Consider the following 15,187-nt stretch of genomic DNA (forward strand, 5'->3'; position numbering starts at 1 on the left):
CGGGCTGACAGATCAACGCAAAGACACCCGAGGGTCTATCCCAACAAGGGTCAAGCCGTGACGACCAGGACTTCCGAATCTACGGCTGATGATTCGACAAAAACAGTCTGACAATCCCAGCACACGCCTGTCCGCCCAACTGACTGCCTGATGCCTAATCCAGCGCAGACGTCGTTGAGCTGGGTAGAGGTGTACTGGGTGCCGCGGTCGGCGTGGAACACGACCCCGGCCGGGCCGCCGCCGCGCAGGATATAAGCCATACGCAGTGCGCGCTCGACCAGAGCAGCTGTCTGGACCGAGTCCATCGCCCACCCGATCACCCGCCGGGAGCAGGCGTCCCGGACAGCACACAAATACACCCAGCCTTCATCGGTGCGCAGATACGTGATGTCCGAGATCCAGACCGCATCCAGCTTGCCGGTGTCCCACTTTCTGGCCACCAGATCCGGGATTGAATGGACCCGTGCCTCCCCGATCGGCGCTACCGGCCGGAAACGCCGTGGGGAGATCCCTTCCAGCCCCTGCCGGCGCATCGAGGATGCGACGGTCTTCCGGTCAACACCGGTCCCGTTCCGGGCCAGCGCAGCCTGGACCCGCGGCGCCCCGTAAATCCCATTGGAGTCTGCATGGGCCAGCCTGACCTTCGCATCCAGCTCCGCACGCACGACGGCCCGCTCCGACGCCTCGGAGCTTCGTCGGCGCCAAGCGTAGAACCCGGACCGGGACACCCCCAAAAGCCGGGCCATCCGCTGGACCGGGTAGTTAGCCTTCTCCGCCTCCATCAGCTCGAAGCACTCCGATTCTGCTGCTTGGAAGCGAAGAAGGCTGCGGCTTTTCCCAGGAACTCGTTATCCATCCGCAACTGAGCGTTTTCCCGCCGCAAACGCTCCAGCTCAGAGTTCCCCGCCTCAACTGTCGCTGACTCCTCAGGAGCCGCCAGCCGCGCCCGTTCCTGGGCCACCCACCGGCCCAGCAACTGCTCGCCCAAGCCCAGTTCACGGGCCACCGGCGCGACCGCCCTGCCCGTATCAATCACAAGGCGCGCAGCCTCCCGCCGATACTCCGGAGTGAATTTACGTCGTGTCGTGCTCACAAGAACACCTTCCCGCAGAATCCAAGGATCCCGCTACTTCAGGTGTCCACCAACAGAGGTTAACCCCAGCTCTTTCGTCCGAAGTAGAGAAGAGAGTTCATCACCTTGGCGTGAAAGGTGTCTTCGTCGTTGAGGATCAAAGGGCGAACGCGGGCTGCTGCACTCTCAACTTGCTCTTCAGGAGGGAGATCGAGCACCACCTTCATCGCGCCGGTTTCTGGCGTAAAAAGAACCTTGAACTGCGGATTGTGCAGCTTTACGAGAAGTTGGGCGTCCTTCGCTAGGGAGTGAGCACGAATGCGACGGGCTCGCAAGACGAATGACTTGAGCGAGCGGAGATGCTGTTGACCTTGCTCTTGACTTGGCATGTCCCAAGCCTAGGCAGAAAGTTCGGAGATCCGGCAGGAGTGATCCCCGGTCACCTCGCCTCACGGCCAGCTCTCCTAGACCTGCAAGAGGCGTGCCAGCTGTGGGCGCGAAGCCGCTTCGGGCAGCGAGTAAAGCTCAGATTCTCTTTCACGAACTCAATCCGCACGCCCTCCGCCGTGAGCTGCTGTGCGCAGGCGTCATCGGACGATCCTCCCATGTGTCCCCACAGATTGACCGGTGAGAACTGCTGCTGCAGACTCGGCCGGACCTTCGCGCGTGTTGGGGCTAACTTCGGCCGCGTCGTAGGCCAGTTTGATGGCCGGGCTTCATTGTGGCCGTCGACATCAAAGTCATGCTCCACCGCGTCGTCGCTGAGGTGTTCGACGAGACCTTCGGCGTGGCAAACGTTGGTTCAAGCCTCGAACGAGCGCCTCGATCGCACCGGCGATCGGTAAAGATCCGGTCTGGGTCGTCGCCGCGCTGCTCGCCCAGCACGCGTTGACGCCGGGAGACCGAGATCGTCGGGATCTGGTTGAAGGCAACGTGGCCAGCTCCCACCGCCAAACAGCGAGGACAGCGAGACCAGCGACGCCGGATACCCAGAGGCCGGATGCGGCGGTGCCGGGAAACGATGGCTGCGCCGGCGGGTCAACTTTTGGGACGGCCAGGGCGGCAAGCCCACCGGCTCCTGCACCTCGCACTCGAGACCGACCCCGGCTACCACCTGGCTAGGCTCAGCGAGCTCATGATCAGCTCCGGATCGGTTGCCATGTCATGCCGTTCCCTTCGCATACCTGCATGAACAGGTCTCAGAGCGAAAATTCCAGACCGGCCGCAACCCTCCGTCGATCTAAAAAAATATTCAGCAGGTCACGTTGTTGGCGGCCCTAACCACCATGAAGTGGTGAACGCGATAACCCAACGGGAAGGACGAACCAGGATGAACACCCAAAAGGGACCCCACAGTGAGGTACGCGCGCCGCCGTAGCCAGCCACTCCCCCACAACCGAATAGGTCTATCCGGGACCCCACACACCCGGAACATCAGATCAGAGGCGAGAGTGTGCACAATGTGCACACAAAGAAACAGCAAGAACCCCTCTGACCAGGGAAAACACGTGCCCGAGGTGGGACTCGAACCGGACTCCCGCCCGTGCAAACACTGGACTCCCCCGGAAACATGCGGAATCCGGCCCGATCCGACCCCTGTACGACCCAGTCCGACGGCAAGAGTGTGGACATTGTCCACACGCCAATTTCGCCGCTTCAAAGCTTTCAGACCAAGGACCGCACACCGCGTCGACGGGGCGCGGTCCTTCTTTGCGCTGACAAGTATTGGAGTGCTGGAAGTGTTCACCAGCGTTTGTAAGCTCGCCTCTCTCGAGGGCATAACGAGTTGGCTTAGGACATTTGGCGTGCATCGTTTCCAAAGTCTTCACGATGATTCAAACTCCCTTCAGCCCTGTCATGGCCTGATCGGCCCACTTTCCCATGACCGTCGCCGCATTCAACGAATCTCCTACCGACGTCCGATGCGCGGGCGACCGGGCCTCTTAGGGAGCGAATCATCGAAATTCATCACTCGAACGCAAGCTCCATTTCTTCCGACACGTACGTCATCAAATTACGTGACCCTGCCAAACGCCGCAGATGCCGGCGGAGGTGAGCTCGGCCTCAAGGATTGATGGAGCAGCAGACTACCCAGAGCAGGTGGTAGCCGGCCGGCACTACCACCCGCTTGGTATTACTTGTCCATGCAGTGCTTACACAGCGGGTAGTTGTTCGTTCCCGAGCGCTTGTTGTGCGCCGGAATCTGCTTCCCGCTCAGGCAATCTTGCAGAACCCGGTGCTGGCGTAGATTTTCAGCTGGCAATTGTTTGAGCATTCTCGGTGGCGGGCACTAGCGATTGAATTTGAGTTCAGCCCTGAGTATCAGTTGTTCCGGGGATACCCTCAACTCGAATCCACTTGCTCGCTCGAAAAGGCGGCGGGGGCCTGCTGCATCGGCTGCGATCCAGGCGATGGTCGAGTCTTCGGTCGCCGCGTCCATGATGCCGGTTCGTTCCAGAGCTCCTCGGAGCCATACTTCGACTTCGGCTCCGGGGAGTCTTCGCCAGTTGTCGAATCTGATGAAAGTCATTGGATACCTCACCTGGGTCGAGACCCAGGGCGCCGGACGCGGTGCATCAGACGCCCTGGCTTATTGAAGCAACCGTCTAACTGGCGGAGGCGAGTTGGACGGCGACATCGATGATCATGTCTTCCTGTCCTCCGACATAGCCGGCCTTGCCGATTTCTTCAAGGATCTGCCAGGCGGGGACGCCGTAGCGCTCGGCGGCGCGTTCGGCGTGAATCAGGAAGGAGGAGTACACGCCGGCGTAGCCCTGCATGATGGACGCCCGGTCCATGATGGGCATGCGCGTGATGATGGGTTTGACCACGTCTTCTGCAGCGGCCATGACGCCCTGGACGTCGACGCCGGTGTGGATGTTCAGGCGTTCAAACGCTGCGGCGAGGACCTCGGTCGGCGAGTTTCCGGCTCCGGCGCCCAGGGCCAGCAGGGTGCCGTCGATCTGCTTGGCCCCTGCCCGTGCGGCGTAGACGGAGTTCGCAACGCCGAAGCTGAGGTTCTGGTGTCCGTGGAACCCGACCTGCGCGTCGTTGCCGAGCTCGGCGACGAGGGCGGAGACGCGGTCGGAGACGTCTTCAAGGATCAGGGCACCGGCGGAGTCGACAACGTAGACGCACTGGCAGCCGGCGTCGGCCATGATCCGTGCCTGCTTCGCCAGGTTCTCCGGGCTGGTCCGGTGCGAGAGCATCAGGAAGCCGACGGTTTCCATTCCGAGCTTGCGGGCGTGGGCGAAGTGCTGGATGGAGACGTCGGCTTCGGTGCAGTGCGTGGCGATGCGGGCGACGGAGGCGCCGGCGTCGTGGGCCTGGTTGAGGTCGTGGATGGTGCCCAGTCCCGGGAGCATGAGCACGGCGATCCTGGCGTTCTTCGCTTCGTCGACCGCAGTACGGACCAAATCTAGTTCCGGGGTCAGCGAGAAGCCGTAGTTGAAGGACGAGCCGCCGAGTCCGTCGCCGTGGGTGACTTCGATGACCTCCACTTTCGCGTCGTCCAGGGCGCGGACTACGGAGCGGACGTGGTCCTCGGTAAATTTGTGGCTCATGGCGTGCGAGCCGTCGCGCAGGGTGGTGTCGGTGAGCCGGACGCTGATCTCTTGTGATGTGGTCATGGTTATGCTCCTACGGTTGCGGCCAGAGTGGCGGCGTCGATGCGGTCCGCGAGCAGGTCCGCGGTGCGGGTCGCGGCGGCGGTGATGATGTCCAGGTTGCCGGCGTATTCGGGCAGGTAGTCGGCGGCTCCCCTGACCTGGATCCAGATACCGACCCGTCCGTTGCCGTTCCAGTCCTCCCGGGCAGGGTCGAACTGGGGCTCGACGCGCAGTGCGTAGCCGGGTACGTAGTCCTGGATTTTCGTGACAGCTTCGTCGATGGCGGCACGGATCCTGTCCTGCAGCTCCCCGGGTTCGGCTGCTGCGGCGGGGATGGCGCAGTAGACGGTGTTGCGCATGATCATGGGCGGTTCCACCGGGTTGATGATGATGATGGCCTTGCCGCGCTTGGCGCCGCCGACAACTTCCAGGGCCTGGGCCGTGGTCTCGGTGAACTCGTCCACGTTGGCGCGGGTGCCGGGCCCGGCTGATTTAGAGGCGATGGACGCAACGATTTCGGCGTAGTCAACGGGCACTACGGAGGACACTGCGGCGACGATGGGAGTGGTGGCCTGGCCCGCGCAGGTGATCATGTTGACGTTCAGGACGTCCTGAAGGGAGTCCAGGTTAACGACCGGGCAGAGGTAAGGCCCGACGGCGGCCGGGGTCAGGTCGATCGCGTGGATGCCGGCGGCCTTGTACTTCGGGGCATTGACCTGATGGGCCTTTGCCGAGGTGCATTCGAAGACGAAGTCCGGCAGGTCGTCCTGGGCCAGGAGCCAGTCCACGCCCTCGGCGGAGGTGGTGACGCCGAGCCGGGCGGCCCGGGCGAGGCCGTCGGAGGCCGGGTCGACGCCGATCATGTATTTGACTTCGACGTTCTTGCTGCGGCGCATGAGTTTGAACATCAGGTCGGTGCCGATGTTGCCTGAGCCGACGATCGCGGCGGTTTTCTTTACCATGGGGGTGTCCTTAGTCTGTGAAGTGGATGGTCAGTGAGCCCAGCGGGCCGAAGTCCGCCACGGCGGTGCTTCCGGGGCGCACCGGCTCGGCTTTGGTGAAGGAACCGGGGAGGATCAGCTGCCCGGCCTCCAGCGCCACGCCCTGTTCGCCGAGGACGTTGGCGAGCCAGGCGAGCGGGGCGACGGGGTTGTCCATGACGTCGGCACCGGTTCCGGTCCCGAGTACCTGGCCGTCGATCATGAGGGAACATTCGATGGCCAGCAGGGCGGAGGGGTCGACGTCAAGAGGATGGGTCCCGACGGCGATAGCACCGCAGGAGGCGTTGTCCGCCACGGTGTCCACGAGTTTGATGTCCCAGTCGGTGATGCGCGAATCGATGATTTCGATGGCCGGGTACACGGCGCCAATGGCGGCCGCGGCCTGTTCCAGAGTGACACCGGGGCCCTGGAGCCGGAATTTCAGGACGAAGCCGAACTCCGGTTCCACCTTGGGCTGAATGAACCCGGACACCGGGATCCGGGCCCCATCGTGGTGCACCATGTCCTCAAAGAAGAACCCGAAGTCGGGTGAGTCCACGCCCAGCTGCCGCTGCATGGCAAGGGACGTGAGTCCAACCTTGCGACCTGCCAGTACGCGCCCCGCTGCTAGGTGGTGCTCCAGCTGAGCGGTCTGTACGTAGTACGCGTCCGCCAGGTTCATGCCGTCAAGGCGGTCGCGCAGCGGCGCGACCGGGACCAGTGTTGTGGTGGCGTCCAGCAGCTCGGTGGCGAGCTGGTCCAGTAATTCGCCGCGGATCGTTTCCGCGCGGGCCCCCATCACTTCACCACCGCGGTGGTCACGCCGAAGCCGGCGATGAATTCCGGGATGGGCCGATAGTACTCGGAGGTCACGGTGTATTCCCCGGCTGCGCGCAGCGCGTTGTAGGCCGCTACCCAGGTGCGGACCTCGTGGGCGGAGTTGCCGGCTGATGCCGCCATTTCTGCAGCGGTCCAGGTGTCCAGCTTCTCGAGTTCGCCGGAGGCCAGGATGTCCAGGAGCTGGCGGTCCCATTCGGGGTTGAGGTCCATGATGTCGGCCTCTCCTTTGGCGAAGGCTGCGGCGGTGTCGATGACCCGCTGCTGTCGTGCGTTGCTGGCGGCTGCGGTGGGGTGCCGGCCGTTGAGCAGCATGGCTTTCTGTTCGGGGGTGGCGGTGGCGATCTGCGGTACGGGCGGATCGTGGGACAGGCCGCCGGAGCCGATCAGGAGGACCCTTTTGTCCAGGGTCTTGAGGTAGTTTCCGACGGCGGTGCCGAGCTGCCGCACCCGGCGCATGGAGGCGAAGGGCGGCGCGACGGAGTTGATGAAGATCGGAATCACGGGCTTGGCAGCGATGGAGCCGAAGAGCACTTCAAGGGGCTGGACGGCGCCGTGGTCGATTTCCATCTTGAGCGATATTGCTGTGTCGAGATCGGCGTCGATGATGGCTTGGGCCAGATCCTTTGCGACGGCGGTAGGCACATTGAGCGGGCCGTCCTCGCTGCCGTAGTCCCCCACGCCGACGGCTTCGTAGCCGACGCAGAACGGCGGCATGAGGTCGTAGAAGAAGCCGTTGTAGTGGTCGGGCGCGAAGGAGACCACCAGTTCGGGGTCGAAGTCCTCCACGAATTTCCGGGCGACGGCGAACGCGGAGTCGACATCCTTCTGGATTTCCTCCGGCGGTGTGGTGACCTCCAGCAGGGGGCTATGCGACATGCAGACGAGCGCGAGTGTCATTGCTTGCTCCTTCCTTGAAAGACATTGCGGTGAGAATGGCGTTGAGCGTTTTCGAGGCATCCTGGGCGAGGCAGGCTCCGGCGACGAAGCGGTCCGGGCGGATGAACACCACAGGGGTGGGACGGTCGTCGAACCATTTTTTGAGCCGTCCGGTGGTGTCGCCGGCAACGACGACGTCTACCGGGTAGCGCTCCTCACACCAGGCTCGCTGGCTTTCTGGGACCAGGCAGACCAGCTGCGCGCCCAGCTCCTCAAGCCTGGCGAGGTCTTCGGTGGGGAAGACTTCTTTCGGATTGTTGCCCCAGACCAAGACGGTCCACCATTTGCCGGTCACCTCGTCGAGGAGGATGTTGGATTGCTCGCGGGTGGTGACGCGGGGCTGCGGGAACTGGACACCGACCGGGGAGATCTTCGTGTTGGCTGTCAGGCTCGGGATCAGCCTGCCGGTGAGTCTGGCGACTGCGGATCCCGGTTTGTGGCTGGTGGGATCGACCACGACGCCGCGGGTGTATCGCGGCATCGGCTTGAATTTCATGTCGGCGAAGTAGGACTTCACCTGGGGAAGCAGGTTCAGGCCCGCCGCGATGGCGTCCCTGGAGGCCACCAGGGCGGGGTGGGTGACCTTGAGGACGTTGCCCAGGCTGAGGGACAGGTCGACCATGGCCTTGGCGTGGTCCCGGCGTTCGACGTCGTAGGTCTCCAGCAGGTCGTCGGTGGCCTGCCCGCGGAGGATCGTGGCGAGCTTCCAGGCGAGGTTGGTGGCGTCGCGGACTCCGGAGTTCCAGCCCTGGCCCATCCAGACGGGCATGAGGTGGGCGGCGTCACCGGCTATCAGGACCTTGCCCCGGCGGAACGAGCTAGCGATCCGGGCGTGGTGGGTGTAGACCCGGCGGCGGATGAAGTCCAAGCCGGCGGGATCCGGGACGTGATCGGCCAGGAGACTGTTCACGAAGTCGGGGTCGGTCACCATGTCATCGGTCTCGCCGTCGAACAGCATGAATTCCCAGCGACGGATGGCGTGCGGCAGGCCGATGGAGACGTAGGGCCGTTTCGGGTCGGCACCGAGGAAGACGTTGGGCGTGCCAAGGGGGTCGTTGTTGACGTCCACGACCAGCCAGCGGGTGGAGGGGGATTTGCCGTCGAACAGCACGCCCATCCAGAGCCGGGTGGCGGAACGGCCGCCTTCGCAGCCGACCACGTACCGGGCGTGGATCTGCTGCAGGTCGGTCGTGCCGTTGGCCTCCGTGACATTGATTGTGGCGAGGACGCCGTTTTCGGTCTCGCGCAGCGAGAGGACCTCGTGGTTGAACCTGACATCCACGCTTGCGTGGCGTGCAAGGCCTTCCAGCATGGCCTGGTCTACCAGGGGCTGGATGAAGGCGTTCTTGCGGGGCCAGCCGAATTCGTCGGTGGTCGGGGCGTTGTGGGTGAGGATGCGGCCCTTGCCGTTGACGAGCCGCATGATGTGCTGGGGCGTGGTGTGCGGCAGGACGGTGTCCGTGAGTCCGGCGGTCTGGACGGAACGCAGCGACTCGTCATCAATGCCTACGCCGCGGGGGTAGTCGATGAGCCCGGGAAGCGCTTCGAGGAGGGTCACGTTCTGGCCGTAGGTGCCCAAAAGGTTGGTCAGCATCAGGCCGACGGGGCCCGCGCCGATCACCAGTACGTCTGTGTCAAACTCCATGTTCGTTCTCTGTTCTGTCTAAGCGTGAAACTTGCAAGGGAAGCCGGCCTGGTCAGCGGGCGAGCATGAAGTCCAGGAAGATGCGGTTGAAGGTTTCCGGGTCCTCGTACTGCGGCCAGTGGCCGCAGTTCTCCATCACCGCGAGTTCGCCGTTGGGGATGAGCCCGGCGATGCGGCGGCCCTCATCAACCGGGCCGGAGGGGTCCTTGGTGGTCCAGAGCACCAGCGCCGGGGCCTTGATCTGGGCCAGCGCCTCGTCCGTGAGCATGTTCCGCTTCCGGGTTTCCGGGTCCTGCAGGGCCATGTTGGCTTCGCAGGCATTGAGCCACTCGGGCTGCTGGAAGATCGCCTGGCGGGTGCGGATGAGATCGTCGGTGACCATGGCGGGGTCTGCCATGAGCCATTCGAGCCGGGTCTTGACCCGTTCCCACGAGGGATCCTTGGCTGCTTCCATGGAGAGCGTGTAGAGACGCTCCATCACAGCGGGGTTGGCCATGGTTCCGCCCATGGTGTTCAGCAGGATCCGCTCCACCCTTTGCGGATAGTCGATCGCGAACTGTGCAGTGACCCAGCCGCCCAGGGACTCCCCCGTCAGGTTGGACTTCTCCACTCCCAGCGCGTCCATGACTCCAAGAAGCTGGTCGATGTAGTGCTTGATCTCGAGCGGGTGCTCGGGTTTGGAGCTGTAGCCGTGGCCAATGAAGTCGATGGCCCAGACATCGAAATGCTCCGAAAGGGCCTTCAAGTTCCGGACGTAGGCCTCGGCGTGGCCGGTGATGCCGTGCATCGCGATCAGCGTCGGCTTCGAGGAGTCCCCGGCGTGAAGGTACCGGGTGCGGTAGGGGCCTGCCTGAAGATAGCCTTGGCTGAATTCGACCTGGGTAAGGTCGGACCAGACACTGGTGTAGGGGCGCTCTGTCACTGGTGGTTTCCTTGACGTTGACGAGGTATGGGTCATGGGACTGCGATGATGCTGCGGGCAGTTTCGCGGCGGCCGGAGAGTTCCGGGACGTCAAGGCCTGACTTGTCCGTGGCCAGCACGAACCGGTCCGGGCGCAGTACCAGGACGCGGGCGCCGTGTTTGACCGCCCATGGGGTCAGGACGTTGTTGAAATCCACGAGGTCTGTGTCCAGCCGCGGGGCCTGTGTGGTGGCGCGGATGGTGTGGAATCTGGCGCCGAGCTGTTCCCAGCCGGTGGCCTGTTCGGGTGTCATGACGTCCCGGGGGTCGGTGTTGAAGCCCAGGACGGCGAACCCGTCGCCGAGGGTGTCATCGAGTTTCACTTGGGTGCCTTCTGTGGTGGCCACCACGGGCTGCGGGATCATCCGGCCGACGGCGCTGCCGCTTGTGACCTTTCCGTTGATCAGCCCTGCGGTCACGGTTGGCTTGGGCTTGAAGCGGAATTCACGGATGATCGTGCCGATTTTGGGCAGCTTTTGCAGCAGGGGCAGCCCGTGGTTGCGGATCGCGACCTTTACCGGGTTGCTTTCCTCGATCATGAAGCCAAGGGTCTCGGCGAGTTTGGTCATTTCCCGTACGTGCGGTTCGCGTTCGGCCTGGTAGAGGTCCAACAGCCCGTCGGGCATCTGGCCGTTCAGGACGAGCCGCAGCTTCCAGGCGATGTTGTGGGCGTCCCGCACGCCGGACTGCATGCCCTGCCCAGCCCATGGTGGCATCATGTGCGCCGCGTCGCCCACGAGGAAGACCCGTCCCTGGCGCCACTGCTTGGCCATCAGTGTGTGGTGAGTGTAGAAGGCATGCTGGAGGATTTCGACCTCGTTCGCGGTCACCCCGAACGGTTCGAGCAGCTTCCACAGTGCTTCACGGCTCTGGAAGTCTTCCTTGTTCTCATGGGAGCGCAGTGGCAGTTCCCAGCGGTGATGGCCCAGAGCCAGCGGGATGTCCACGACCGGGCGGATGGGGTCGGACCAGAAAGTCAGCAGGTCGCGCTCGGGCCACCACGTCTTGACCTTGGCGTCGACGATGACCCATTCGGTGGTCTTGCTCTTGCCGTGCAGCTCCATCTTCAGGGTTTCCCGCACCCGACTGCTGCCGCCGTCGCACGCGAGAACGTACCGGGCCCGTACAGTGCGCAGGGCGCCGGTTGCCTTGTTCTGGACGGTGATGGTGACGCCGTCGTCATCCTGGCTGATGGTCGTCATTTCCTCGCCGAAGTTCACGTCCACGACGCCGGGGTAGCGGCCGGCTCCTTCGCGCAGGGTTTTCTCGACGGCGGGCTGGTAGATCTGGGGACTGGCGGGCTGTCCGTAGCCGGAGGCTGACGGAGTCATCCGGAGGAACTCCTTGCCCGCGTAAGTTTTCCAACGCAGGACGGACCGGCGGTCCATGTCTGCGAGCAGTTTTTCGTCCAGGCCCGCCTGCTGGAAGATCCGCAGAGTGTATTCGTCCATGGTCACGGCCCGGGCGCGGGGGTAGATGTCCATGGCGCGTTCGAACACACCGGTGCTGATGCCGTACTGGCCCAGGAAGTTGGCTGCGGTGACGCCGCTGGGGCCGTAACCGACGATAGCCACGTCATAGTCAAAGGAGTCGGTGCTCATGGGACCTTTCCTCACTGAAAGGATCATGTCCTCAGCTGAGGACGAAGGATGGGAAATGCTGCCGGGACCGCAAGGGCGCGGTCCCGGCAAAGCGCCTGTTAGGCCCGCAGGGCTGCGAGCGAATGAAGGGGTGCTGAGTTGGTGGTCGGTGCCATGGGGTTGTCCGGGCCCATCTGCAGCGGATCCCCGTACCAGGTCAGGCCGTCACCGACCGTGTTGGGCGTCCACTCGATGGCTTCCCAGTCCGGGTCGAAGATCAAGTAGCCGCCGGCGTAGAGCTCCACGCGGTGGCCGGAGCCCGGGTCGCGGACGTAGAGGTAGAGCGCCTGGCCGATGCCGTGCTTGCCCGGTCCGACGTCGAACTGCACGTCGTGGTCCTTGAGGACGTCGGCAGCCGTCATCAGATCGGAGAAGTTCTCCAGGTTGAAGGCCACGTGGTGCAGCTGTGCGGACTTCTCAAAGGGGTTCGCGACGAGGGCAAGGTCATGGACCTGCGGGGTGACGGACATCCAGGAAGCCAGCAGGGTCTGGCTCTCGGGGATGTGGATGAATTCGCGGCGCTTGAAACCGAGGGTTTCGCGGACCCACTTCTCCGCCGCGTTCATGTCGCCCGGGGCGCACTGGACGTTGAAGTGGTCGATCCGGCGGATGCCGAGTCCGCTGCGCTTGGAGCTGTTGGACGGCAGGTGGGAACGGATCTCCTCCGGAGCCAGCGGCTTATCGATGCCGTAGTAGAGCTCCAGCGGGTGGCCGGCTCCGGGCCAGATGAACCGCACGGCCTCGCCGCGTCCGACCTCGTGCCCCGCGGGCAGTTCGATGGCCTCGATCTCCTGGGCCCGGAGCTCGTTGTAAAACAGCTCCACGTCTTCCGGTCGCTTGACGCGGAAGCTGTAGGCATCGACAACCGCCTCATCCGAGCGGCGCAGGATCAGCGAGTGATGGGTAAGTTCCATGTAGCCGCGCAGGTACGCGACGTCGGCCGTTTCGTAGACGACCTCCATGCCGAGCAGGTCACGGAAGAAGCCCAGGGACTTCTCAAGGTCAGGGGTGCCGAGGGTGATTGCGCCGGCCTGGGCAATCTGCGGTCCGGGGTTGTAGATCGTCATGATATTTCGCTCCTAAGGAACTCGCCGGTGAGTCTGTTGAATGAGTTGAGTTGTTCGTACTGAGCCCAGTGCCCGCAGTGCGGGAACACGTGCAGCTCCGAGTTGGAAATCGCCTCAAGCCAGAGGATCGCCCAACCCGGGAGGAGGAACCGATCCTCGCGGCCCCAGATGATCAGGGTGCGGGCGGTAATGCTGCCCAGCAGTTCCGTAAGGTCTCCCATGTGGGGGACGCCCTCAATTTCCGGGTTGTTCTTCACAGCTGCCTCGTAGCGCTGCTCGACAAGTTCGTCGGTAACGAGCGCCGGATCGTAAACCATGGCCCCGGTGAATTCCCGCAGCAGCTCCCGGTCCACGCCCTGGGTCATCGCCTTGACGATGAGCTGGATGCCGTACGGCATGTCCTCGGACTTCGTGACATGCTTCGGCGTCAGCCCGCCCGGGGCCATCAGGATCAGCGAAGCCACCCGGTCCGGGGCGGTCGCCGCGATCCAGGCTGCGACGCCGCCGCCGTAGCTGTTGCCGATGAGGCTGAACTGCTGCACACCCAAGGCGTCCAAAGCTTTCAGGATCCGTTCGCCGCTGTAAGGAATCAGCGCGCCTTCAATGTGAGGTCGCCCCGATGCACCAAAGCGGGGGTGGTCGAAGACCAGGTTCCGGAAGTCCGGAAAGGCCTCCAGATTGGCCTGGAAGTTGGAAAGCCCGCTCGCGCCGGGGCCGCTGCCGTGCAGCCAGACCAGAGGAAAGCCCTGGCCAGAGATGGACACGTGCAGGGTGGTGTCACCGACATCGACCTGTTGCGACGTGATCTCCAATGTTGACGTCATCGTTGATCGCCTTTCTGTATGGATCATTCCAGATAGTACACTGATGGTGAGCACAGTCACAAGCGATGGAATGGGATGCTTCTCAAAATGAGTAACCAAATGAATCTGGTAGAGGCGTCATCCGTTACGGGGGAACGTCGTCCGGCTGAGCCGCAGGCGGCGGCAGGGGGATATTCTTCAGTAATGCCTGCCAAGAGAATGCCAATGCATGACAAACGTAAAGAACTGGGCGAGGTATCGCGCCAGACGATTATCGATACGGCTGCCAGGCTGATGGCTGAGCACGGCTACGACGGAACCTCCATGTCGCAGCTCGCCAAGGAATCCGGATTACCGTCCAGCTCCATCTACTGGCATTTCTCCAGCAAGGAAGGCGTCCTGGAGGCGGTCATGGAACGCGGTGCCCGACACTTTTTCGGCGCTTTCGATGATCCTGACTGGTTTGCGGGAACCCCCAGTGAGCGGCTCCACCAGATGTTCCTGCGCACCGGCCTTTCTCTGATCGAAGATCCCGAGCACGCTCAGTTTATCCAGCTGCAGCTGATGTTCCGGCTGAACAGCCAACGGCACCGCGAGAAGGCATTCCATGACGTCGCCACTGCGGTGCGGACCGAGGGCGTAGCCTTCATGCACCGCTGGATCAAAGGCGCCTATGAGGAGTACGGGGAACAGGCCTCCGAACAGATTGCCTCTGAACTGGATGAATTTGCCGTCGCGATGATTGACGGGATTTACCTCACGATCAAAGCTGGCTCGCCGGTTACGCCGGCCGTGATGCTTGATCACGCAGCCACGGCCCTTGTCGGCCTGGCCGAGGACGCCCTACGAGGCATCAATACTCAATACACCTGAGTGCGAACCTCGGGAACGACTCAATGAAGCCCGGCAAATGGAAAGGACCGGTCAAGAGAAGTTTCAGCATGGAAGAAAGACCCGAGGCGCCTCTTCGTTGCACGGAAAATAACGTCAGCAGAGGACTCCGTGTTGGACACCTACGACGTCCGAGGGCCTTTCTGAGCGGGTTGTGCACTCGACACGATTTTGACCACTTCACCGTGTCCTTGACCCCACAAGTGCCGTTCGGGTTCGGGCTGGGATCGCATCGACATCGCCGAAAGACTACTGAGGCGGCTCCACGCTGTCGCGGGCCTAGAGTACGCGGCAGCCCCGCTGACCGTCCTCGCGTGCATCGCCTAATGGAATGGCAAAGGCTCCATCGCGCGTCCGACCTCATGGAGCTCGCCCGAACCTTGACCCGGACTAACGCCTCGCCGCCTGATGAGCCTGATGCTCGGCTGCGGCCTGTCACTGGAGGGGCAACGAGCAAGACCAGGCCTGCCGGACGCTCCAACCAAACACCACAAGGGCTCAGTTTTCGACCGTCACCGACACTATCCAGCAAGCCCGGCTGCAGGCAATGCCGTCTGACACCCATCAGCCTCGAAAATCCACCAGCCTGTCCCATGATGCTGCGGAAGTCGATTCGGGTCCCCCACCGCTGCCGTCGCGTCTCCATCACTCCACCCGGGATGCACATGGGTCATCTTCCTGACGCGGTTCAGTGAAGAAAGTTGAAGAAGACGCGTGCCGCGTGTCCACACGTCTTGGCGAATT

The 15,187-nt window shown here is 63.2% G+C and carries 11 protein-coding genes and 1 pseudogene; 1 reads left to right on the forward strand and 11 read right to left on the reverse strand.

The genetic code is table 11. The annotated features are described in order from the left end of the window. Window positions 1–113: 113 nt before the first annotated feature. The 11 genes and pseudogenes from AC1MCA_RS01735 to AC1MCA_RS01785 all read right to left on the reverse strand — a co-directional run. Window positions 114–1,093: pseudogene (locus tag AC1MCA_RS01735) on the reverse strand (IS3 family transposase); the annotation flags it as partial. A gap of 59 nt (window positions 1,094–1,152) precedes the next feature. Beyond that, window positions 1,153–1,461 (reverse strand): hypothetical protein, encoded by a 309-nt coding sequence (locus tag AC1MCA_RS01740; RefSeq protein ID WP_479800786.1) that lies wholly within the window; start codon window positions 1,459–1,461, stop codon window positions 1,153–1,155. A gap of 2,217 nt (window positions 1,462–3,678) precedes the next feature. Further along, on the reverse strand, window positions 3,679–4,701 hold the full coding sequence (gene dmpG / locus AC1MCA_RS01745; protein ID WP_479800787.1) for a 4-hydroxy-2-oxovalerate aldolase: 1,023 nt from the start codon (window positions 4,699–4,701) through the stop codon (window positions 3,679–3,681). Window positions 4,702–4,703: 2 nt separating this feature from the next. Continuing rightward, entirely contained in the window at window positions 4,704–5,642 is a 939-nt protein-coding gene (locus tag AC1MCA_RS01750) for an acetaldehyde dehydrogenase (acetylating) (protein WP_479800789.1), read from the reverse strand. A 10-nt stretch (window positions 5,643–5,652) separates the two neighbouring features. Further along, the gene (locus AC1MCA_RS01755) at window positions 5,653–6,459 is read right to left on the reverse strand and encodes a 2-keto-4-pentenoate hydratase (RefSeq protein WP_479800791.1); all 807 of its coding nucleotides are present in this window, start codon (window positions 6,457–6,459) and stop codon (window positions 5,653–5,655) included. Continuing rightward, window positions 6,459–7,397 (reverse strand): 3-carboxyethylcatechol 2,3-dioxygenase, encoded by a 939-nt coding sequence (locus AC1MCA_RS01760; RefSeq protein WP_479800793.1) that lies wholly within the window; start codon window positions 7,395–7,397, stop codon window positions 6,459–6,461. Before AC1MCA_RS01760 ends, AC1MCA_RS01755 begins: the two co-directional genes overlap by 1 nt. Beyond that, on the reverse strand, window positions 7,366–9,081 hold the full coding sequence (locus AC1MCA_RS01765) for a bifunctional 3-(3-hydroxy-phenyl)propionate/3-hydroxycinnamic acid hydroxylase (protein WP_479800795.1): 1,716 nt from the start codon (window positions 9,079–9,081) through the stop codon (window positions 7,366–7,368). Before AC1MCA_RS01765 ends, AC1MCA_RS01760 begins: the two co-directional genes overlap by 32 nt. Window positions 9,082–9,133: 52 nt before the next feature. Then, the gene (locus AC1MCA_RS01770; RefSeq protein ID WP_479800797.1) at window positions 9,134–10,003 is read right to left on the reverse strand and encodes an alpha/beta fold hydrolase; all 870 of its coding nucleotides are present in this window, start codon (window positions 10,001–10,003) and stop codon (window positions 9,134–9,136) included. A gap of 32 nt (window positions 10,004–10,035) precedes the next feature. After that, entirely contained in the window at window positions 10,036–11,643 is a 1,608-nt protein-coding gene (mhpA, locus tag AC1MCA_RS01775) for a bifunctional 3-(3-hydroxy-phenyl)propionate/3-hydroxycinnamic acid hydroxylase MhpA (RefSeq protein ID WP_479800799.1), read from the reverse strand. Between the two features lie 98 nt (window positions 11,644–11,741). After that, window positions 11,742–12,749, reverse strand: coding sequence for a VOC family protein (locus AC1MCA_RS01780; RefSeq protein WP_479800801.1), 1,008 nt, complete (start codon window positions 12,747–12,749; stop codon window positions 11,742–11,744). After that, the gene (locus tag AC1MCA_RS01785) at window positions 12,746–13,573 is read right to left on the reverse strand and encodes an alpha/beta fold hydrolase (RefSeq protein WP_479800803.1); all 828 of its coding nucleotides are present in this window, start codon (window positions 13,571–13,573) and stop codon (window positions 12,746–12,748) included. Before AC1MCA_RS01785 ends, AC1MCA_RS01780 begins: the two co-directional genes overlap by 4 nt. Window positions 13,574–13,672: 99 nt before the next feature. Here AC1MCA_RS01785 and AC1MCA_RS01790 point away from each other — a divergent pair, with 99 nt between their 5' ends. Next, entirely contained in the window at window positions 13,673–14,425 is a 753-nt protein-coding gene (locus AC1MCA_RS01790) for a TetR/AcrR family transcriptional regulator (protein WP_479800805.1), read from the forward strand. Window positions 14,426–15,187: the final 762 nt, after the last annotated feature.

The organism is Arthrobacter sp. BK1 (assembly GCF_056680055.1).